Raw genomic sequence first — 20,848 nt, forward strand, 5'->3', positions numbered from 1 at the left:
CGGCTCCGCTCGGCCCCCGGCTCCACGCGTTCCTCGGTCGGCTTCCCGGGGGCCGGTCGGTCCGGTGGATCGTGCTGGTCGCGGTCCTCTACACGTGCTCGCAGCTGCTCCTGGTGTCGCCCTCGATGCCCCTGGGCTGGGACGAGACGGTCTATGCGAGCCAGGTCTCGGCGCATGTGCCCGCCGAGTTCTTCAGCGCCCCGCGCTCGCGCGGAATCACCCTGCTGGTGGCCCCGGTCGCCCTGTTGACCCACTCGACGGTTGCGCTGCGGGTCTGCCTGTCGGTGCTGTCCGGGCTGGGCCTCCTCCTGGCGCTCCTGGCCTGGCGCCGGGTGCGGGACACCCGGGTACTCGCGCTGGCCGGAGGGCTGTTCGCGACGCTGTGGGTCACCGAGTACTACGGGCCGCAGGCGATGCCCAACCTCTGGATCGCCTTCGGCGGCCTCGCCGCCGTCGGTTGCCTCCTCGACGCGCTGCGGCGCCCGGCGGCTCGGGCGCCGCTGCTGGGCCTGGCGTCGGCGCTCGCCGTGGCGGCGCTGATGCGGCCCAGCGACGCGGCGTTCCTGGCGCTGCCGCTGCTGGTGGTGTCCCTGCTCCGGCGGCGGCTGTGGCTGCTGCTGGCCACCTGCGGCGGGTTCCTCCTGGGGAGCGCCGAGTGGATCGTGGAGGCCTACGTCAGGTTCGGCGGCATCGGCGGGCGGCTGCACGCCTCCAGCCTCAACGAGGGCGGGCTCGGGCTGCACTGGGCGGTGGGAGACGCGCTGCGCTCGCTGGACGGCCCGATCCTGTGCCGGCCGTGCACGGTCGGCTGGAACCACAAGCCGCTGGAACTGACCGTCTGGTGGCTGCTGCTGCCGGTGCTGGTGGTCGTCGGCGTCCTGGTCGAGCGGCGGGCCGGCCGACGCGGCGACGCGCTGCTGCCCTCGCTACTGCCCGCGTGGTGCGGATTCTCGGTGGCCTGCCCGTACCTGTTCATGATCGACTACTCGGCGCCGCGCTTCCTGCTGCCCGCCTACGCGCTGCTGCTGGTCCCGGCGGCGGCGCTGCTGGCCAGGCTGGCCGCCACGGCGGCGCGCCGGCGCCGGCCCTGGATGCTGCTCGTCCTGGGACTGGCCCTCGTGCTCCAACTCGCCGGTCAGTACTCGCAACTGGTCCCGGAGGTGGCCTACACCGTCGCCAGCCGCGCCGACCAGCCGTACGCGGTCCCGCAGCTCGCCCGGCTCGGACTCACCGGCACCTGCCTGCTCACCGGCGAGGACGCCGAGCCGATGGGCTACTTCACCGGCTGCCGCGCCGTGGAGATCGACGGCAACGACGCCAACACCACCACCGCCCAACTGGTCCGCGAGGCGACCCGGGAGCCGACCGCCCTGCTGCTCTACCCCGGCGACGCGGTACCGGCCTATGCCCGGCACTGGACCATGCACATCGTCACGGGCCGGAGCGGACAGGCTAACTACCTGGTCTACCGGCCCTGAGTCCGGACGAGCCTCGCGGTGCCGCCCGGATGGACGCGCGGGTCCGGCGACCCAACGAGGGGCGAGTGAGGCGGATCCTGTCACAAGCATTGACATGTATCAACAGATTCAAATAATAACAAACATCAAGCGCAGCCGACTGCGCCGCCTCATCCTGCCGAAGCCCCGTATGCGGTCAGACTTTCGCATGCCAGGTGGGGTGTGGCGGCTCGCATCCCACCTGGCGAAGGGTGTTGCTAAATGTTGGAAATCTGGCCGGATCTATCCCGGTCCCGGCTGCTGAGACTCGGTACGGTGGCCGCGCTCTCGGCCGCCATGTCGATCGCGGCGGTCGCCGTCGCACCGCAAGGCATTGCGGCCACCCGCACGGCCACTCGCACGGCCACTCGCACGGCGGCCGCAGCGGCCGTGACGCCGCCGCTGGACAACGGGCTGGCGCTGACCCCGCCGATGGGCTGGAACTCCTGGAACAGCCTGAGCACCAGCGTGACCGAGCAGAACGTCGTCGACACCATCAACTTCATGTCGGCCAACGGTATGGTGGCGGCGGGCTACAACACCGTCACCATCGACGACGGCTGGTCGCTGGACCACCGCAGCGGGCAGACCACGGACACCGTCAAGAACCAGTACGGCGCCATGCAGCTGTACGACGCCAACGGCAATCCGGTCAGCGGACTCGACGGCTCCGGCAGCGACCCGACCTCGGGCGACCTGATCCCCAATCCGGCCAACTTCCCGAACCAGACCGTCAACGGGCAGACCGTGAACGGCATCCAGTACCTGGCCTGGTACGCCCACAGCAAGGGCATGAAGTTCGGGCTCTACGCCACCGACACCTATGTCACCTGCCAGGGCCACCCGGGCAGCCTCGGTCACGAGACCACTGACGCCAACGACTTCGTCTCCTGGGGCGTCGACTACGTCAAGCTCGACAACTGCCCCTACGGCCCGTCGATCACCGGCCCGGACGGGCACAACTACGGGATGCAGGGGGAGGGTCGGGAGCTGACCGAGTCCATCTACGCCCGCGTGCAGACCTTCCAGAAGGCGCTGGACGCCGCCTCCGCCGCCCAGGGCAAGCCGAAGCTGGTGCTGAGCGTCTCCGCGCAGCCGGCCCACAGCGGCGTGCCGTACCTGGAGTCGCCCACCGACCCGGCGCTGTCGGACTCGGTGGTCCAGGCCGCCGGTACCCCGCAGTACGACGCGCCCGGCTACGCCCCCACCGGGGCCTGGTGCGGGCAGGTCGCCAACCTCTGCCGGATCGGCGGGGACCGCGACAGTGACATCACCGGGGTGTTCTACGGTGCTGCGCTGGGGACGGCGCTGCAGTACTCGGCCAACGTCCGGCCGGGTAGCTGGAACGACATGGACATGATGTTCACCGGCTGGAACGACGTCGACGGCGACTACGGGGTCACCGACACCTGCACCTGCCACGCGCCGTTCACCGACACCGAGTCGCAGACGGAGATGTCGGTGCTGTCGATGATGGCCTCGCCGCTGATCTCCGGTGCCGACATGCGCACGGCGGCCGAGTCGGAGCACACCTCGGACGGCTACACCTGGTCGACCGGCATCAATGCCGACAGTCTCGCGATCTACGAGAACAAGGACGTCATCGCGGTCGACCAGGACTCGCTCGGCCGGCCGGCCACGCTGGTCGGCAGCCCGCCGAACAGCAGTACCGCCCCGGTGGTGCTCAGGCGGACCCTGTCCAACGGCGACACTGCGGTGCTGCTGCTCAACCAGAATCCCAGCAGCACCACGACGATCAGCGCCAGCCTCAGCTCACTCGGGCTGAACGGCACGGTCTACGACTACGAGAACCTCTGGACCAAGGGCACGGGCACGGTCTCCGGCACCCTCAGCGCGAGCGTCGCGCCCGACGGCGTGGCGATGTTCCGGATCAGCAACCCGCCGCAGACGGTCACCCCCTCGCTCGTGGGGGACGGCAGCTACCACACCATCGCCGACGGCAGCTCCTCCGGGAACGTCCTTGAGGTCAACGGCGAGTGCAGCGCCCCGGCCGGGGGCGGCGCCGACCTCAACACCTGGTGGAGCACCCACACCTCCGAGCAGTGGCAGTTCGCCCGGAACGCGGACGGCACGGTCAGGATCTACGACAACTGCTGGACCGGAACCCAGCAGAACGGCACGCTGACCGAGAGCAGCGGGGCCGGCGGACCGGTCACCGTGTCCAACACCTATACCGCAGGCGACGCCTACCAGGAGTGGGCGGTGACCGAGAACAGCAGTACCGGCGTGATCACCATCACCAACCGGGGCACGGGCTACGTGCTCGACGCCACCGGCGCCGCCGCAGGATCGACGGTGGTGACCAACTCGCCGACAACCAGCCCCACTCAGGGGTGGGTGGCCATGAATTGACACTACGTCACTTCATGGGTGGGCGGCTGCCGGACCCCGCTCGGACGCGGCGCCCCGGTTCCGCGCGGGAGCGGGAGGCGGGCGCGTCAGGTGATCGCCGTCCACGGAATCGATGACGATACGACGGAGCGCCCCGGCCGACCCGCCGGGGCGCTCCGTCGGCCCACCCCGGGGCGGGCAGGTCCAGCCGGTGAACTACGGCCGCCGGTCCCCACCTCCGGCCCACCCCTGCCCCGGCGGCGTGTTGTACCCGCCACCGTCGGCGAGCGCGCCGTGCCGGGCGAGGATCGTGTGCAGGCCGCGCAGGACCAGGGGGTCGGGGCAGTCGATCTCGAAGGCCAGGTGTGCCTCGTGCTGCTGCGCGCGCTCGTGCTCGGCGATGTCGGCCAGCTCGGAGCCGGGCGGGACGGTCAGCGTGAACACCTCGACCGTGCGCTGCTCCCCGTCGGGTCCGAGCACAGGTGGACGCGGGATCTCGATGTCGAGTCCGGCGGCAGCCCGCCCGTGGCGCGCGGCCAGCCGCTCGCGGACCACGACGCTGGGCTGCGGAGGGGTGCCGGCGGCCAGCCCGCAGCCGGCCAGATCGGAGCGCAGTGCGTCCGGTGTCGGGGGAAGACGAGCAGCGCGGCGTGCGAGAAACGGCAGCGTTCGGCCAGCGCCCGCAGTTCCAGGGCATCGAGGCCAGGCATCAGGAGCGACAGCAGTGCGTCGGTGCCCTGCTCCCGGACGAACTCGACTGGCGCTCGCAGGCGGGCGGGACGGTCAGCGTGAACACCTCGACCGTGCGCTGCTCCCCGTCGGGTCCGAGCACAGGTGGACGCGGGATCTCGATGTCGAGTCCGGCGGCAGCCCGCCCGTGGCGCGCGGCCAGCCGCTCGCGGACCACGACGCTGGGCTGCGGAGGGGTGCCGGCGGCCAGCCCGCAGCCGGCCAGATCGGAGCGCAGTGCGTCCGGTGTCGGGGGAAGACGAGCAGCGCGGCGTGCGAGAAACGGCAGCGTTCGGCCAGCGCCCGCAGTTCCAGGGCATCGAGGCCAGGCATCAGGAGCGACAGCAGTGCGTCGGTGCCCTGCTCCCGGACGAACTCGACTGGCGCTCGCAGGCGGGCGGCGTCGGTCGGGATCGTGGTCGTCATTGCGGAAGCATCCTAGGTCTGTAGGTCTGTAGGTCTGTAGGTCTGTAGGTCTGTAGGTCTGTAGGTCTGTCAGGTAAGAGGTCGGACGGTTCTCATACGCCGACGTAGCGCTCGGCGAACCAGTCCTGCTGACTGCGCGAGGTGCGCAGCGACTCGATGCGAGCCGGTCCCAGGGGGCCGTGGAGCAGCGGCCCGCCGTCCGAGTCGGGCGCGCCGTGCAGCAGTTGGATCATCCACTGCGAGAACTCCTGCGCCCGCCGGATGTAGGCCAGGGACTGCTCCGAGTAGCGCTCCAGGCCCGTCGCGTCGCCGTGGGCGAGGTCGTCCACCAGGGCGCGCGCAAGTATCTCCGCCTCCAGTACCGCGAGGTTGGCCCCCTTGGCCGCCGACGGGCTGAGCAGGCTGGCGGCGTCGCCGGCCAGGAGGAGCGATCCGTGGCGCAGCGGTTCGAGGACGTCGGACTCCAGGTCGACGACGGCACGCTGGATGATCGGGCCCCGGTGCAGCTCGCCGTACTGCGCGGCGCGCATCCGCAGCGCCAGTTCGTCCCAGATCCGCTCGTCGGACCAGGCGTCGGCCGACTCTCCGCGCTCGCACTGCAGGTAGTAGCGGGTGACCTCCGGCGTGCGCGCCATGTGCCCGGCGAATCCGCGCGGGTGGATCGCGTAGCCCACGGCGTCCAGGCTCGGCGGCGCCTCGGCGAGCAGGCCGAGCCAGGAGACGCCGTGGTCCCGGTGGTGCCGTCGGACCGCGCCGGAGGGCAGCGAACGCCTGGCCGCGCCGTGCCGGCCGTCGCAGCCGGCGACGTACCTGGCCCGCCACTGCTCCGGGCGGCCGTCGGGCCCGCGCACCGAGACCGAGGGGCGGGAGCTGTCCACCCCGGTCACGGCGACCGCCTCGGTCCCGAAGCTGATGCGCCCACCGATGTCCAGGTAGTGGGTCAGCAGGTCCGTGACCAACTCCTGCTGCGGGTACACGGTGTGGCGCTCCCCGCGCCCAAGGCCGCCGTAGTCCAGCCGGAAGCGGCCGTCGTCGGTGCGGAACTCGCAGGTGGAATGCTCGTGGCCGCGCCGGTGCAGGCCTTCGGCCAGGCCGTGGCGGTCCAGGATGCGCACGGTGTTGGCGGCGAGGAACCCTGCGCGCGCCCGGGTCCTGAGGTGCGCCCGCTCGGCCCGTTCCACGACCAGGCAGTCGATTCCGCTTGTCCGGAGGAGGTTCCCGAGTACCAGCCCGGCGGGCCCGGCACCGAGGATGATGACGTCGGCGGTGTCACCGACCGTTCGGATTCTCTGACTTGCTGTCATAGAGGTTGAGCATAAGCGCCTACAAGCGCATTTATCGTCGGAATTCCCCCGCATGCAGTCAGTGTGACAACTGTTCCACCATTATTCAGGCAACCCGGCGTCGCCACGTCGGAACCGTTCGGTGGGCACTTTCTGACGACCGGTCACCCCGGATCCTGCGCGGATGGGAGCCTCCTCCCGCCGACGTGATTCTGCCGCCGGTTCCAACCGGCCTGCCTTTCGGTGTCCTCGATCGCCCGACTCAGGGTCTGCCGGGCCAGCGCCAACTCCTCGGCGCGCCGGTCGAGGTGGGCGAGCTGGGTGCGGAGCTTGTCCAGCACCCCCGGGCACGGACGGAGCGAGCCGTCCGGCTGTCCGCAGGGCATCAGCTGCCGGATCAGGCCGGTCGACAGACCGGCCGCCAGCAGGGCGCGGATCCGGCGGACCGTCTGTTCGGCGTCGGCGTCGTACTCGCGGTAGCCGTTGCTGTGGCGGTCCGACGTGAGCAGGCCGACGCTCTCGTAGTAGCGGAGCAGGCGCTCGCTCGTCCCGGTGGCTCTGGCCAGCTGCCCGATCAACATCGCCCCTCGCTTCGTCCGGTGCCTTCGGCCGGTTTGACCTTGCCATGGTGTCAACCTTCAACACTGGTGCCGGCAGCCACATTCCGTCGCCTCCGGCGGCCGTGACCAGGAGAATTCATTGATCATCGATGCGCACAGCCATGTCCACGACCCCGTGCACACCCATGTCGCCCTGCTGGACGAGGCCGGAGTCGACCGCGTCGTGCTCTTCGGCACCCGTCCGCACCCCGAGCGGGCCACCGATCTGGCCTCGTTCCGGCGCGAGATGAGCGTGCTGAACGAGACGGTCAGCGGGCGGTCCACCGGTGCGGACGGGTACCGGGCCGCGTGGGAGGAGCTCGGTGCGGCCTGCGCGGCCCACCCCGACCGTTTCATCGGCTTCGGCAAGGTCCGGCTGGACCGGCCGGCCCAGCAGATCGCGGCGGAGGTCGAGCGGGAGGTCGTCGGCCGGGGCTTCCGGGGCATCGGCGAGCTGACCCCGCCACCGGACGGGGCGGGCCAGGTCGAGCCGGTCCTGCAGGCGGCCGCCGACCAGGGCGGGCTGCCGGTGGTCGTGCACGGTTTCGCACCGACCACGGCGGGCGACCTGGCAACGCTGGCCGGTCTGGCGCGCCGGTACCCGAGCGTCCCCCTGGTGATCAGCCAGCTCGGCGGACTGAACTGGTTGACGGCGATCGAGCTGGCCCGGGACACCACCAACGTCTACCTGGACCTGTCGACGGCGAACATCGTCTTCGCCGTGCGGCTGGCCATCGACGAGGTACCCGACCGCACCCTGTTCGGTTCGGACGCCCCCTATGGCGACCCGGTCCTGGCCCGCGCCACGGTCGAACGCGTGACCAGGCCGGGTGCGCTGCGCGACCGCGTCCTCGGCGGCACCCTGGCGGAGCTGCTCGGCCTCTGACCGTGCTCCCGGGCGCCGCCCGCCGGCACCGGCGGCCGACCGCGAAACGGCCGACTGCGAAACGGCCGACTGCGAAACGGCCGACTGCGAAACGGCCGACTGCGAAACGACCGGGCCGGACCGTCCGCCGCGCCCGCCCGGCGGACCGGGCGCGGGCGGCGGGCGTGGCGGCCACCGGCGTCAGTGGTTCAGCACCCGGGACAGGAAGCGCCGGGTCGACGCGTGCTGGGGGTCGTTCAGGACCTGCTCCGCGCTGCCCTGCTCGCGGATCACGCCGTCCTCCAGGTAGCAGACCTGGTCGGCGGCGTGCCGGGCGAAGCCCATCTCATGGGTGGCCATCAGGATGGTCAGCCCGCGCTGCTTGAGGTCGGTGACCACGTCCAGCACCTCGCCCACCAGCTCCGGGTCCAGCGCCGAGGTGATCTCGTCGAAGAGCAGCAGCTCCGGCTCGGTGGCCAGGGCGCGGGCGATCGCCGCCCGCTGCTGCTGGCCGCCGGAGAGCCGGTCCGGGTAGTCCCGCGCCTTGTCCGCCAGGCCCAGCCGCTCCAGCAGCTCCAGCGCCGACTCCTCCGCCTGCCGGCGGGCCACCCCGTGCACCCGGCGCGGTGCCAGCGTGATGTTGTCCAGCACGTTCAGGTGCGGGAACAGGTTGTACGCCTGGAACACCACGCCGATCCGGCGGCGGGCGGCGTTGGCGTCCAGCCGCGGATCCGTCAGCTCGGTCCCGCCGAGGTGCACGGTGCCGTCGTCGACCTCGTCCAGCAGGTCCACGCAGCGCAGCAGGGTCGACTTGCCCGAACCCGACCCGCCGATCAGGCAGACCACCTGGTGCTCGGCCACGTCCAGGTCGATCGAACGCAGGACCAGGCGCGAGCCGTACTGCTTGCGCAGGCCCCTGATCCGCAGCAGTGCCTCGCTCATCGTGCCGCCTCCGCCCGCTGCCGCTGTGCGGCCCGCCGCTGCAACCGGTCGGCGTACCTGCTCAGCGGGATGGTGACCGCGATGAACAGCAGTGCCGCACCCAGGTAGGGGGTGTAGTTGAAGTCGTAGTCCGCGTTGATCTGCGCCTCCCGCAGGGCCTCCAGCGGGCCCAGCACGGCCACCATGGCGGTGTCCTTCTGGAGCGCGATGAAGTCGTTCAGCAGCGGCGGCACCACGTTGCGCACCGCCTGCGGCAGGATCACGTGCCGCAGGGTCTGCGGCTCGCTCAGCCCGAGCGCCCGGGCGGCATTGCGCTGCGCCGGGTGCACCGAGTTCAGCCCGGCCCGGAAGACCTCGGCCACATAGGCCGAGTAGGACAGCACCAGCGCGATCGTGCCCAGCACCCACGGCTGCGAGGGCGTGCCCTGGAGCTGGAGCGCGGGCAGTCCGTAGCCGATCAGGAAGACCAGCAGCAGCGTCGGCACACCCCGGAACACGTCCACGTAGACGGTCGCGGCCAGCCGCAGCGGCTGCAGCCCCGGCGCCCGGGTGGCCCGGACCAGGGCGATCAGCAGCCCGAGGGCCAGGATCAGCACCTCGGCGATCAGGAACATCTGGATGTTGAGCCAGAAGCCGTGCAGGACCGTGGGAAAGGTCTTGCGGAACTCCGCGCCGTTCAGGAACAGCGTGTGCACCCGGAACCAGCCCGGCGAGGCGACCACGGCCACGCAGAGCGCCACCAGGAACGCCGCCGTGCACAGCGCGGCGATCCCGATGTCGCGCCGCTTGCGGGAGCGGCGGAACCGCTGCCGCTCCTCCTGCCGGGGGCTCGGCCGGAAGTCCTCGTCCGGTGCGGTGGCCTGCTTGTTCAGCGCAGCCGCGGTCTCGTTCTCCACCGTCCGCTACTGCTTCAGGTGCGGGACGTCGGCGGAGGCCGACAGCCACTGTTCGGTGATCTTCGCCAGCGTGCCGTCGGACTTGAGCCCGGCGATGGCCTGGTCCACGCAGGAGGTCAGGCCGCTGCCCTTCTTCAGCAGCAGGCCGAACTGCTCCGGCGTGCCGCTGTCGTAGTCGAACTCACCGAGGATCTTGCCCTGGTTCAGCTCGGCACTGGCCAGGTAGAACACGGTCGGCATGTCGGTGACGATGGCGTCGATCTGGCCGTCCTGGAGCGCGTTCACCTCGTCGTTGGTGGTGTTGTAGACGCTGGGGGTGTGGGTCGGCTTGATCTCGTCCTGGACGGCCTGGTAGCTGGTGGTCGCCACCTGCACGCCGATCCGGGCGCCCTTGAGCTCGGCCAGCGAGGTCGCCTTGGCGTACTTGGAGTTGTTCAGCACCAGCACGCCCTGGTCGGCGGTGTAGTAGCCGGTGGAGAAGTCCACGGCCTGCGCCCGCTGCGGGGTCACCGAGATCTCGTTGATGTCGAAGTCGAAGTTCTTCGCGCCCGGGGCGTAGGAGTTGTCGAAGGGCTCGACCACCCACTTCACCTGGCTCTTCGAGAAACCGAGCTTGGCGGCCACCGCGTAGGCCACCGCGCTCTCGAAGCCCTTCCCGTCGGCGGGGCTGTTGTTGTCGAACCAGGGGGCGTACGCCGGGGAGTCGGTGGCGACCGTCAGCTGACCTGACTTGTAGAGGTTCGGGCTGCTGGTCGAGCAGGCCGCGGCGGCGGCACTGGCGCCGGTGGAGGAGCCGGCAGAGGCGTTCGCGGTGCTGCTCGGCTGCGGCGCGCACGCGGAGGCGGTCAGCACGAGCGCCGCCCCGACGGAGGCAGCCAGGGCTATACGGGCACGGGTCACGGGTGGTTCCTTTGCGGTGGAGTCCGGGAGGGACGGTACGGGTCGAGGGGCGGCGGCTGTGCGCTCAGCGACACAGATCGGCGGCGCAACGTGCGTGGTCAACGTGGCGGCGACGTACCAGGGTGGGGGCTCCGGACATGCGTTTCAGCATTCCGGGACGCCGCGTGCGGTGTCAATCGGGTCGGCTACCATCCGGTAACGCGAAGGTCTCATGTCAGCTGGTGAGACGCCCGGGCAGCGGAGAGTCAGTTGGTCAGCCCGGCCGGCTGGGGGAGTCCGACGGTCAGCGGCAGCGGGTTGCCCTCGCGCAGGCCGAACAGGTCGGCGGCGGAACCGCCGCGCACCACCAGCTCGGCGAAGCCGACGCCGGAGCTGCCGGTGGTGATGCCGGGCTCACCGCGCGGCACGTCCGGCAGCCGGTCGAAGCCGCGCACCGTCACCGTGCCGCCGTCGTGGCTGCGGCGCAGGCGCAGCGAGTCCGCGCCGGCCCGGCCGAAGACGGCGGCGGCGGGCCGGTCCAGCTTGCAGTTGCCGAAGTTGTCGATGACGGCGACCCGCACCGGTCCCGTGTCCTCGGCGGCCTGCGCCACCGGCTCGGTCCGCGAGGGCACCGGGTGGCCGTCCACCAGCCAGCGCGCCAGCAGCGGCACGTACCACAGGCTGCGGAACTGGGTCCGGGCGATCTCGTCGACCTGATCGGCGGTCAGCTCGGCCCACTGCCCGGCGGCGGCCTCGACCACCTCGCGCACATCGGTGACCTGGACCTGCTCCAGGCCCAGCCAGGTCCGCAGCGGCGCCAGCACCCGGGGGGTGAGCGTGCTGACGACCAGGTGCTCGCCGTGCCGGAAGTAGCAGAAGGGCACGCCGTTGGGCCAGTGGCCGTCCCGGGGCGCGATATTGACCAGGACCACCGAGGGGTGCACCGGCCCGCCGACCAGATCGGTGGCCCGGAGCAGGTCCAGCAGGGTGAGCGCGGCCACGCCCTCCGGGTCGGGACCGGCCAGCGGCAGGATGGTGGGCGTGGCGCCGAACAGCGCCGCGATCCGGGCGGACTGCCGGGCGACGGCGTTGGGGTCGGCGCAGTCGGTGAGCGAGATGACCGGGTGGTGGGTCATGAGGGGGTCCTTCTGGTCTTCGGGTTCCGGCGTTCGGGTTCTGGTCTTCGGAGCAGCCGTGAGGGCAGGCCGCGGGACATCGAGAAGCGGGGGACCGGCAGGTTTCGGGGCAACAAAAAACGGACCCCCGTTTCCGGAGGTCCGTGGCGTCCTGCGCGCACACCGCTTCGCTAGCGAAGCGCCTCCGGTAGCGGGGGCATCATTCGCATCATGGCGAGGGCGGCGGTGTTCAGCATGGGACGGACCCTAGCATCCGGGACGACGCAACCGGACCGACCGCCCGAAGCGTGAGACGGCCCCGCCGCCCGGCCGGGCGCTGCGGGGCAGGGCAGGCCCTGGAGCTGTACCCGTCGGTGCACTGTCCACGATGGGCCGTGCGCCTGGGCCGCTTCTGCGACGAGGTGACCACAACCGGCCTTCCCGAGACCACCGCCTTCGTAGAACGCTATGACGTACTGACCGCCACCTGACAGGGAGAACCCGACCGTGGACGCCGCCACACTGACTGTGAGCTACTACACCGCCGCCGACCTGCCCGCCATCGAGGACAAGCTCGTCGCGGTGTACGCGGAGGTCTACAGCGCCGAGGCGGCCACGGACCCGTTCTTCACCGTCGACCGCGACACCGAACGCTTGCGCGCGCACGCGTCCGCCCCGCGCTGGGGCTGCGCGTTCGTCGACGTCGAAGGCCGGCCGGTCGGCTACGCGTACGGCTTCGCCCGCACCGCTGCCTACCACTGGCACGGACTGGTCACCGACGCGCCGGCCGACCAGCTCGCCGAGACCGACACCCGCACCTTCGCCCTGTGCGAGGTCATGGTCCGCGACCCGTGGCGTGGAACCGGCATCGCCCGCCTCCTCCACGACGAACTCCTGTCCCACCGCATCGAGGAGCGCTCTCACCTCCTGGTCGAACCGGACCACCCCAAGGTCCGGGCTCTCTACGAGCGGTGGGGATACCAGTGGATGGGCGTCATGCAGCCCTACACCGACGCCCCGAGGTACGACTCCCTGCTCCGGCCTCTCGGCCACTGAGAACGAAGCAGGCATACGCGAGCCCCGGACAGGCAGCGTGTTGACGCTCAGTGATTTAGGTACGTCGGTGGCGCCGGCAGTGCAGCAGTACCTCGACGGGGAACTGTGGCAGTCGGGGGTCAGCACACGGCCAGTGATGACACGGTCGGCTGGTCGGCGAAGAAGCGGTAGACGGTGGTGGATCGGTAGGGCAGGCCTGGGCGCAGCACGACGGTGGGGAAGTCGGGCCGGTTGGGTGAGTCGGGGAGGGGCTGGGTTTCCAGCGCCACCGCTGAGTGGCGGAGGTAGGGTCGGCCGCCGAGGCCGGTGAGCGTGCCGTCGAAGCCATTGGCGGTGTACACCTGCAGTCCTGGCTCGGTGGTGGCGATGCTCAGTCCGCGACCGCTGCCGGGGTGGGTGAGCCGGGCCACCGTGCGGCAGTCGGCTGCGCGGCCGCCGTCCAGGATCCAGCAGTGGTCGTAGCCGCACGCCGGGCCCAGCTGCTCGTCGCCGGAGCCGATGCGCGCACCCAGGGTGTCGGCTGCGGTGAAGTCGAACGGGGTTGCGGCCACGGGGCGTGGGCGATCCTCCGGTATCAGGTGCCGGTCCACCGGAAGGTAGCGGTCGGCGGCGATCTGCAACCGGTGGTCGAGCACGCTCGGCGAGCCTTCCCCGGCCAGGTTGAAGTAGGAGTGGTTCGTCATCCCGACCACGGTGGGTGCGTCGGTCGTGGCCTGGTAGTCGATGCGCAGCTCCGCCCGGTACAGGGTGTAGCGAACGACGGCGTGCAGGGTTCCGGGGAAGCCCTCCTCGCCGTCGGGGCTGGTGCGGCTGAGTTCGACCGCCGCGCCGGGACCGGCGGACAGGGGCCTCGCCTGCCACAGCCGCTTGTCGAAGCCGTTCTGACCGCCGTGCAGGGTGTTGGGCCCGGCGGGGTCGCTCAGAGGCAGGGCGTACTGCTTCCCGTCCAGGGTGAAGCTGCCGCCGGCGATTCGGTTGGCGTAGCGTCCGACGGTCGCCCCGAGGTAGGGGTGGCTGCCCAGGTAGTCCTCCAACCGGGGCAGGCCCAGGACGACACCGGCGAACTGCCCCTGCCGGTCGGGGACGTCGAGGGACTGGAGGATCGCGCCGAAGGTGAGTACGGAGGCGGTGACGCCCGAACCGTCGGACAGGGTCCACCGCTGGACTTCCGAGCCGTCGGGAAGTCGTCCGAAGGCCTCCACTCGGGGCGGCGGGGTGGAGCGGTGAGCTGACAAGGCTGACTCCTGGCTCGGGGAAGGGGTGTTGTTGCGGAACTTCTGCGAGTGGTTGGTGTTAGCGATAACAAATGGGTGATCGCGTGAGTCGGTCGATGGGGGAGAACGGGGGAGGAGTTCCTGGACGGCCGGAACCGGCATGACTATCGTGCTCGCCGGAGTGGCTGTCAATCAGCCCGCGTGGGAGCGGGCGGCATCCGCTCCTCCAGGGGCGGAGCCACGGCCCGACGTGTTGCCCGCAGGCCGACAGGCAATCGAGGGAATCGTGTGTGATCTCTTGCGATCCCCATCTGTGAGCGCTAACAATAGGTCGTCGCGTCAGGGCGGCGGGCGGTTCGGGGCTGCGTCAACCCCCGTCCACTGCCGTGCACTTCCGACCTGTGCCCGTACCTGGAACCCGGAGCCACTGCCGTGGTTCCCGCCCTTCACCTCGCGCTGTGCCGATCGCCGTCCGCGCCAAGCCCGGAGAAATTGTGAGCGTTAACAAAATGCAGGTGACCGTCGGGGTCGACTTCGGCACCCTGTCCGGACGGGCCGTCGTGGTGTCCGTCGCGGACGGTACGCAGCTCGCCGACGCCGTGCACGAATACCGCCACGGCGTGCTGGACCGCACGCTGCCGGACGGGGTCACCGGGCTCGGCCCGGACTGGGCGCTGCAGCTCCCCGACGACTGGCGGGACGTGCTGCGCATCGCCGTCCCCGAGGCGCTCGCGCTGGCCGGGGTGACGGCGGATCAGGTCATCGGTATCGGAACGGACTTCACCGCCTGTACGGTGCTGCCGACCACCGCCGACGGCACGCCGCTCTGTGAGCTGCCGGGCCTGGCGGCCCGTCCGCACGCCTACCCCAAGCTGTGGCGGCACCACGCCGCCCAGCCGCAGGCCGACCGGATCAACGCCCTGGCCGAGGAGCTCGGCGAGCCCTGGCCGGCCCGCTACGGCGGGAAGATCTCCAGCGAGTGGCAGTACGCCAAGGGCCTGCAGCTGCTGGAGGAGGACCCGGAGCTCTACGCCGTGACGGAGCGCTGGATCGAGGCCGCCGACTGGATCGTCTGGGAGCTGACCGGCGCGGAGAGCCGCAACGTCTGCACGGCGGGCTACAAGGGCATCGTCCAGGACGGCGCCCCTCCCTCGCGGGAGTACCTGGCCGCGCTCCACCCGGGCTTCGCGGACTTCACCGCCAAGCTCGACCACCCGCTGTCGCCCCTGGGCGCGGCGGCGGGCACCCTGACCGCCCGGGCGGCGGCGATGACCGGGATCAATGAGGGGACCCCGGTCAGCGTGGGCAATGTCGACGCCCACGTCACCAACGCCGCCGCTCGGGCGCTGGACCCCGGGCACATGCTCGCCATCATGGGCACCAGTACCTGTCACATCCTCAACTCCGAGGTCCTGGCCGAGGTCCCGGGGATGTGCGGGGTCGTCGACGGCGGAGTCGTCCCGGGTCTGTGGGGCTACGAGGCCGGGCAGTCGGGCGTGGGCGACATCTTCGCCTGGGCCGTGCGGACCGTCGCCACCGCGCCGTACGCGGCCGAGGCCGAGGCGCGCGGGCTGAGCCCGCACCAACTGCTGACCGAGAAGGCCGCCGCGCAGCCCGTCGGCGGGCACGGCCTGGTGGCCCTGGACTGGCACAGCGGCAACCGCTCCACCCTGGTCGACCACCACCTGTCCGGACTGGTCCTCGGGCTGACCCTGGACACCCGTCCCGAGGACGTCTACCGGGCGCTGCTGGAGGCCACCGCCTTCGGCACCCGGGTCATCGTCGAGGCGTTCGAGCAGTCGGGTGTTCCGGTCACCGAGTTCACCGTGGCCGGGGGACTGCCGAAGAACCGGTTCCTGATGCAGATCTACAGCGATGTGCTGCGCCGCCCGGTCAATGTGATCGGCTCCGAACAGGGGCCGGCCCTGGGCTCGGCGATCCATGCCGCCGTCGCGGCCGGCGCCCACCCCGACATCCGCACCGCCTCGGCCGCCATGGGCCGGATCGACCTGGCCGTGCACACCCCCGACCCGGCCCGCGCCGACGCCTACGACCGGCTGTTCGCCGAGTACCGCGAGCTGCACGACCACTTCGGCCGGGGCGGAAGCGACAGCATGCACCGGCTGCGCGCCCTGCGCGACGCCGCCCTCGTGGAGGAGACCCGATGACCACCGAGTTCCACGCCCCCGACAACCCTGAAGCCTCCGCGCCCCACAGCCCCGACAGCCCCAGCACCCCCGCTGCCTCCGACAGCCCCGACGCTCCCGACGCCCCCGACACCTCCGCGCTGGACGCGCTGAAGGCCGAGGTCTGCGCCCTGCACGCGGAGCTGCTCCGCTGGGGCCTGGTCGCCTGGACCAGCGGCAATGTCAGTGCCCGGGTGCCCGGGCAGGAGCTGATGGTGATCAAGCCGAGCGGCGTGTCCTACGAGGACCTGACGCCCGAGCAGATGATCGTCTGCGACCTGGACGGCAAGCAGCTCGCCGGCGAGCTGTCGCCCTCCAGCGACACCGCCGCCCACGCCTACGTCTACCGCCACCGCCCCGACGTCGGCGGCGTGGTCCACACCCACTCCCCGTACGCGACCGCCTGGGCGACGGCGGGGGAGCCGATCCCCTGTGCGATCACCGCCATGGGCGACGAGTTCGGCGACGACATCCCGCTCGGCCCGTTCGCCCTGATCGGCGACGACTCGATCGGCCAGGGCATCGTCGCCACCCTCGCGGGCAGCCGCTCCCCGGCCGTGCTCATGCGCAGCCACGGCGTGTTCACCATCGGCAGGGACGCCAAGGCCGCCGTCAAGGCTGCGGTGATGTGCGAGGACGTCGCCCGCACCGTCCACCACGCGCGGCAGTTGGGCCGGGTGGACCGCCTCCGGCAGGAGCAGATCGACTCGCTCCACGACCGCTACCAGAACGTCTACGGCCAGCACGCCGCAACGCCCCGAGGAGACCGAGGATGACCAACCCCCCCAGCCGCGAGATCTGGTTCCTCACCGGGAGCCAGGGCCTGTACGGAGCGGAGACGCTCCGTCAGGTCGCCGCGCAGTCGCGCGAGATCGCCGAGACCCTGGGCTCGGGTCCGCTCCCGGTTCGGGTGGTGTGGCAGCCGGTGCTCACCGACGCCGACGCGATCCGACGGGTCTGCCTGGAGGCGAACAGCGACGACGGGTGCGTCGGCGTGGTGGCCTGGATGCACACGTTCTCGCCGGCCAAGATGTGGATCGCCGGACTGGACGCGCTGCGCAAGCCGCTGCTGCACCTGCACACCCAGATCAACGTGGAGCTGCCCTGGGCGTCCATCGACATGGACTTCATGAACCTGAACCAGGCCGCCCACGGCGACCGGGAGTTCGGATACATCCAGTCGCGTCTCGGCGTCGCCCGCAAGACGGTCGCCGGACATGTCAGCGACCCCGCCGTCATCGCCCGGGTCGCGAGCTGGACCCGGGCCGCGCTCGGCCGCGCCGAGCTCGCGACGCTGCGGCTGGCCCGCTTCGGCGACAATATGCGGGACGTCGCGGTCACCGAGGGCGACAAGGTCGAGGCCCAGCGCCGGTTCGGGGTCTCGGTCAACACCTACGGGGTCAACGACCTGGTCGAGGCCGTCGACGCGGCCTCCGACGCCGCCGTCACCGAGCTGGTGAAGGAGTACGAGGAGGTCTACCGCCTCGCCCCGGAACTGCGGGCGGGCGCCGACCGGCACGAGTCGCTGCGCTACGCCGCGCGGATCGAACTGGGACTGCGCGGCTTCCTGGAGGACGGTGGATTCCGGGCCTTCACCAGCAACTTCGAGGACCTGGGCGGGCTGCGGCAGCTGCCGGGGCTGGCGGTGCAGCGACTGATGGCCGACGGCTACGGCTTCGGCGGCGAGGGCGACTGGAAGACCTCCGCCCTGCTGCGCACCCTCAAGGCCGCCGCCGGGGGGCTGCCGGGCGGCACGTCCTTCATGGAGGACTACACCTACCACCTGGACCCGGGGCGGGAGTTGATCCTGGGCGCGCACATGCTGGAGGTCTGCCCCAGCATCGCCGCGGACATCCCCTCCTGCGAGATCCATCCGCTGGGCATCGGCGGGCGCGAGGATCCGGTCCGGCTGGTCTTCGACGCCGCCCCCGGCCCGGCCGTGGTCGTCGGGCTGGCGGACCTGGGCGACCGGTTCCGGCTGGTCGCCAACGAGATCGACACGGTCGCCCCGCCGGAGCCGCTGCCGGCCCTGCCGGTGGCCCGTGCGGTCTGGAGCCCGCGCCCGGACCTGCGCACCTCGACGGAGTCCTGGCTGACCGCCGGCGGCCCCCACCACACCGTCTACACCAGTGCGTTGGGCGCCGAGGAGCTGGGCGACCTGGCCGACATGCTCGGCACCGAACTCGCGCTGATCGACGCCGGGACCAGCACCCGCCGGTTCACCCAGGAGCTGCGCTGGAACCAGGCCTACCACCGGCTGGCGCAGTCCCTGTGACGGCCCGCACGGCCGGTGGGGTCCGGTCTCGGCTCGATAACGTTGGCTGCGCGACCTGTTGACGCACTGCCATGTGAGCGCAAACAATGTGGCATCCGAAATCCCGGCGAAAGAGGGCCTCGACGGATTCACCGCCACTGAGTCGTTTTCTCGGAGACCCGGACCCGGAAAGAGGAAGCCATGAACACGACGGTAGCCGCCGCCGGTCGGCAGCCGGTCATGGCCGACGTCGCCAAGCTCGCCGGGGTCTCGCACCAGACGGTCTCCCGGGTGCTGAACGACAGCCCGCACGTCAAGGAGCAGACCCGGGACCGGGTGCTGGCGGCGATCCGGGAGCTGGACTACCGTCCCAACTCGGCCGCCCGGGCGCTGGTCACCCGCCGCTCCAAGACCCTGGGCGTGGTCAGCTTCGACACCACCCTCTACGGCCCCGCCTCCATGCTCTACGGGATCGAGCAGGCGGCCCGCAGCGCCGGGTACTTCGTCAGCATCGCCAGCATCCGCTCGCTGGAGGGGCGGTCCATGCAGGAGGCCCTGGACCGGCTGCTCGACCAGGCCGTCGAGGGGGTGCTGGTGATCGCCCCGCAGACCTCGTCGGTCGGCGCACTGGCCCGGGTCCGCAGCTCGGTGCCGGTGGTCGCGGTGGGGTCGGGGGCGCAGGCCCGGATGCCCGGGGCGGCCGTCGACAACGAGGCCGGCGCCCGGGCCGCCACCCGGTACCTGCTCGACCTGGGCCACCGCACGGTGCACCACATCGCCGGTCCGGCCAACTGGCTGGACGCCCGCGCCCGGGAGACCGGCTGGCGCGAGGTGCTCGCCGGGGCGGGGGCCGAGGCGCCCCCGCCGTTCGGCGGGGACTGGAGCGCCCGGGCCGGGTACGAGGCCGGGCTGCGGCTGCAGGCCGACCCCCGGGTCACCGCCGTGTTCTGCGCCAACGACCACATGGCGCTGGGCCTGCTGCGGGCCCTGAACGAGTCGGGGCGCGGCATCCCGCGGGACATCAGCGTGATCGGCTTCGACGACATCCCCGAGTCCTCCTACTTCACCCCGCCGCTCACCACCGTCCGCCAGGACTTCGGCGAGCTCGGCCGGCGCGGCCTGGAACTGCTGGTCTCGCAGGTCGAGGCAGGCGACCGGCCGAGCGGCCGGTCGCTGGTCGCCACCGAACTCGTCGTACGCGGCAGCACCGCCGCCGTCAGGTAGACCGCGCCGGCGTCCCCCACCGACTTCCCCACCCCCGCACCGCTTCCCACCCGTCACCGACCCGGCATTCCACCCTCATTTGTTAGCGCTCACAATTCTGTGTGCCACCCACCCTGGTACCGCCCAAGGAAAGGCAGAGATCAATGAACCTCGCCAAGTCCGGCAGATCGACCGTCGCCCTCGCCGCCGCCGTGACGGTCGTCCTCGGGGTCGCCGGCTGTTCCAAGTCGGCCACCGGCAGCACCGCCTCCGCCGGTGTTCCGGCGGCTTCCGCCACGGCCGCCGTCGCGGCCTGCGGCTCCTCCCCGTCCGCCTCCCCGGACCCGGCCAACGACCCGGTCGCCTTCAACAACGCGAACCTGACCGAGCTCGACGCGGCGCTGGCCTGCGCGCTCAAGGGCAAGAGCCTGTCCGGCGTCAACATCGCGATGGTGGTCAACGTCGCGGCGGACTACTGGAACGCGGGTCAGACCGGCTTCAAGGCCGGCTGCAAGGCGATCGGCCTGTCCAGCAGCGACTGCACCTTCTTCGCACCGCCGAACGGCACCCTGACCGAGCAGAACTCCGAGCTGGAGACCCTGCGTTCGCAGGGCATCACCGGCTACTCGATCTCCGCGATCGACCCGGCCTCGGCCAAGGGCACCATCGCCACCGACGTCTCCAACGGCGTCGACGTCCTCGCCATCGACTCGCCGCTGCCCGGCACCGCCGCGGCCTCGCTCTACCTGGGCACCGACAACTACTCGGCCGGCTTCGAGGCCGGTACCGAGATGAAGACCGCGCTGGGCAGCGCCGGCGGCAAGGTCGCGATCCTGGTCGGCTCGCTCACCGCCGCCAACGCCACCGGCCGGATCGCCGGCTTCGAGGCCGCGATCAAGGGCTCGAACATCACCGTGGTCCAGAAGGTCAACGACAACCTCTCCGCCAGCACCGCCCAGACCGACGCCGAGACCATCCTGGCCAACAACTCCGGCATCAACGGTCTCTACGGCGTCTACTCCTACGACGGCCCGGCGCTGGCCCAGGCGGTGCTCACCGCCAAGAAGACCGCGACGGTCAAGGTGGTCTGCGACGACTCCGACACCCAGACCCTCGGCTTCATCAACTCCGGCGCCATCTCCGGCACCGTCGTGCAGATGCCCTACGAGCAGGGCTACACCGGGGCCTACCTCCTCGCCGCCGAGCACGTCCTGGGCACCGCGGCCACCATGGCCCTGGTCAAGCCCTACCTGGAGTCCGACGGCTCGACCCTGAGCTCCGGCGTCGGCCTGATCACCGGCTCCGACCTCAGCGCCTACAAGGCCCTTGAGGCCCAGCTCGGGATCGGCTGAC

Annotated in this window: 17 protein-coding genes; 9 read left to right on the forward strand and 8 right to left on the reverse strand. The window is 71.3% G+C overall.

The window, feature by feature from the left end; genetic code table 11:
• Positions 1–71 precede the first annotated feature (71 nt).
• Positions 72–1,478, forward strand: coding sequence for a hypothetical protein (locus tag BS75_RS38960; protein WP_042440555.1), 1,407 nt, complete (start codon positions 72–74; stop codon positions 1,476–1,478).
• Positions 1,479–1,772: 294 nt separating this feature from the next.
• Positions 1,773–3,869: an alpha-galactosidase gene (locus BS75_RS38965; RefSeq protein ID WP_034091592.1), complete on the forward strand. Its 2,097-nt coding sequence runs from the start codon at positions 1,773–1,775 to the stop codon at positions 3,867–3,869.
• Between the two features lie 195 nt (positions 3,870–4,064).
• Here the strand turns inward: BS75_RS38965 and BS75_RS38970 are convergent, their stop codons facing one another.
• From BS75_RS38970 to BS75_RS38980, 3 genes are all read right to left on the reverse strand, one after another.
• Positions 4,065–4,403 (reverse strand): hypothetical protein, encoded by a 339-nt coding sequence (locus tag BS75_RS38970; RefSeq protein ID WP_034091593.1) that lies wholly within the window; start codon positions 4,401–4,403, stop codon positions 4,065–4,067.
• Between the two features lie 692 nt (positions 4,404–5,095).
• A complete protein-coding gene (locus BS75_RS38975; protein ID WP_042440141.1) occupies positions 5,096–6,307 on the reverse strand; it encodes a 4-hydroxybenzoate 3-monooxygenase in 1,212 nt (403 codons plus the stop codon).
• Positions 6,308–6,450: 143 nt separating this feature from the next.
• Positions 6,451–6,867 (reverse strand): MerR family transcriptional regulator, encoded by a 417-nt coding sequence (locus BS75_RS38980; RefSeq protein ID WP_063771585.1) that lies wholly within the window; start codon positions 6,865–6,867, stop codon positions 6,451–6,453.
• A 118-nt stretch (positions 6,868–6,985) separates the two neighbouring features.
• Between BS75_RS38980 and BS75_RS38985 the strand changes: the two genes are divergently transcribed.
• Positions 6,986–7,771, forward strand: coding sequence for an amidohydrolase family protein (locus BS75_RS38985; protein ID WP_034091594.1), 786 nt, complete (start codon positions 6,986–6,988; stop codon positions 7,769–7,771).
• Positions 7,772–7,951: 180 nt separating this feature from the next.
• Here the strand turns inward: BS75_RS38985 and BS75_RS38990 are convergent, their stop codons facing one another.
• The 4 genes from BS75_RS38990 to BS75_RS39005 form a co-directional block, all read right to left on the reverse strand.
• Positions 7,952–8,692 (reverse strand): amino acid ABC transporter ATP-binding protein, encoded by a 741-nt coding sequence (locus tag BS75_RS38990; RefSeq protein ID WP_034091595.1) that lies wholly within the window; start codon positions 8,690–8,692, stop codon positions 7,952–7,954.
• Positions 8,689–9,588: an amino acid ABC transporter permease gene (locus tag BS75_RS38995; RefSeq protein ID WP_231608024.1), complete on the reverse strand. Its 900-nt coding sequence runs from the start codon at positions 9,586–9,588 to the stop codon at positions 8,689–8,691. The genes BS75_RS38990 and BS75_RS38995 overlap by 4 nt, the downstream gene beginning before the upstream one ends.
• A 6-nt stretch (positions 9,589–9,594) precedes the next feature.
• On the reverse strand, positions 9,595–10,488 hold the full coding sequence (locus BS75_RS39000) for an ABC transporter substrate-binding protein (protein WP_042440138.1): 894 nt from the start codon (positions 10,486–10,488) through the stop codon (positions 9,595–9,597).
• 245 nt (positions 10,489–10,733) lie between these two features.
• Entirely contained in the window at positions 10,734–11,603 is an 870-nt protein-coding gene (locus tag BS75_RS39005) for an SAM hydroxide adenosyltransferase (protein WP_034091596.1), read from the reverse strand.
• Between the two features lie 486 nt (positions 11,604–12,089).
• Here BS75_RS39005 and BS75_RS39010 point away from each other — a divergent pair, with 486 nt between their 5' ends.
• The gene (locus BS75_RS39010; RefSeq protein ID WP_052070278.1) at positions 12,090–12,638 is read left to right on the forward strand and encodes a GNAT family N-acetyltransferase; all 549 of its coding nucleotides are present in this window, start codon (positions 12,090–12,092) and stop codon (positions 12,636–12,638) included.
• A gap of 119 nt (positions 12,639–12,757) precedes the next feature.
• On the opposite strand, the gene BS75_RS39015 is transcribed toward BS75_RS39010, so the two are convergent.
• Positions 12,758–13,873, reverse strand: a complete 1,116-nt coding sequence (locus BS75_RS39015; RefSeq protein WP_231608025.1) for an aldose epimerase family protein — start codon at positions 13,871–13,873, stop codon at positions 12,758–12,760.
• A 488-nt stretch (positions 13,874–14,361) separates the two neighbouring features.
• Between BS75_RS39015 and araB the strand changes: the two genes are divergently transcribed.
• The 5 genes from araB to BS75_RS39040 all read left to right on the forward strand — a co-directional run bounded on the left by araB (position 14,362) and on the right by BS75_RS39040 (position 20,847).
• Positions 14,362–16,020 carry a ribulokinase gene (araB, locus tag BS75_RS39020; RefSeq protein WP_042440134.1) on the forward strand — a complete coding sequence of 553 codons (1,659 nt, stop codon included), beginning with the start codon at positions 14,362–14,364 and terminating at the stop codon, positions 16,018–16,020.
• Positions 16,017–16,814: an L-ribulose-5-phosphate 4-epimerase gene (locus BS75_RS39025; protein WP_081983049.1), complete on the forward strand. Its 798-nt coding sequence runs from the start codon at positions 16,017–16,019 to the stop codon at positions 16,812–16,814. The genes araB and BS75_RS39025 overlap by 4 nt, the downstream gene beginning before the upstream one ends.
• Positions 16,811–18,313 carry an L-arabinose isomerase gene (araA, locus tag BS75_RS39030; protein ID WP_034091598.1) on the forward strand — a complete coding sequence of 501 codons (1,503 nt, stop codon included), beginning with the start codon at positions 16,811–16,813 and terminating at the stop codon, positions 18,311–18,313. Before BS75_RS39025 ends, araA begins: the two co-directional genes overlap by 4 nt.
• A gap of 180 nt (positions 18,314–18,493) precedes the next feature.
• The gene (locus BS75_RS39035) at positions 18,494–19,516 is read left to right on the forward strand and encodes a LacI family DNA-binding transcriptional regulator (RefSeq protein WP_034091599.1); all 1,023 of its coding nucleotides are present in this window, start codon (positions 18,494–18,496) and stop codon (positions 19,514–19,516) included.
• Positions 19,517–19,659: 143 nt separating this feature from the next.
• Positions 19,660–20,847 (forward strand): substrate-binding domain-containing protein, encoded by a 1,188-nt coding sequence (locus BS75_RS39040; protein ID WP_034091600.1) that lies wholly within the window; start codon positions 19,660–19,662, stop codon positions 20,845–20,847.
• The last annotated feature ends 1 nt before the right edge of the window (position 20,848 follow it).

The organism is Streptacidiphilus albus JL83, assembly GCF_000744705.1.
GTDB lineage: Bacteria > Actinomycetota > Actinomycetes > Streptomycetales > Streptomycetaceae > Streptacidiphilus > Streptacidiphilus albus.

Excerpts from the sequence above, each read along its gene's own strand:
- BS75_RS38975 (WP_042440141.1), bottom strand. The coding sequence starts at position 6,307 with ATGACAGCAAGTCAGAGAATCCGAACGGTCGGTGACACCGCCGACGTC.
- BS75_RS39035 (WP_034091599.1), top strand. The coding sequence starts at position 18,494 with ATGAACACGACGGTAGCCGCCGCCGGTCGGCAGCCGGTCATGGCCGAC.
- araB (WP_042440134.1), top strand. The coding sequence starts at position 14,362 with ATGCAGGTGACCGTCGGGGTCGACTTCGGCACCCTGTCCGGACGGGCC.
- BS75_RS38980 (WP_063771585.1), bottom strand. The coding sequence starts at position 6,867 with ATGTTGATCGGGCAGCTGGCCAGAGCCACCGGGACGAGCGAGCGCCTG.
- BS75_RS38990 (WP_034091595.1), bottom strand. The coding sequence starts at position 8,692 with ATGAGCGAGGCACTGCTGCGGATCAGGGGCCTGCGCAAGCAGTACGGC.
- araA (WP_034091598.1), top strand. The coding sequence starts at position 16,811 with ATGACCAACCCCCCCAGCCGCGAGATCTGGTTCCTCACCGGGAGCCAG.
- BS75_RS39025 (WP_081983049.1), top strand. The coding sequence starts at position 16,017 with ATGACCACCGAGTTCCACGCCCCCGACAACCCTGAAGCCTCCGCGCCC.
- BS75_RS39005 (WP_034091596.1), bottom strand. The coding sequence starts at position 11,603 with ATGACCCACCACCCGGTCATCTCGCTCACCGACTGCGCCGACCCCAAC.
- BS75_RS39040 (WP_034091600.1), top strand. The coding sequence starts at position 19,660 with ATGAACCTCGCCAAGTCCGGCAGATCGACCGTCGCCCTCGCCGCCGCC.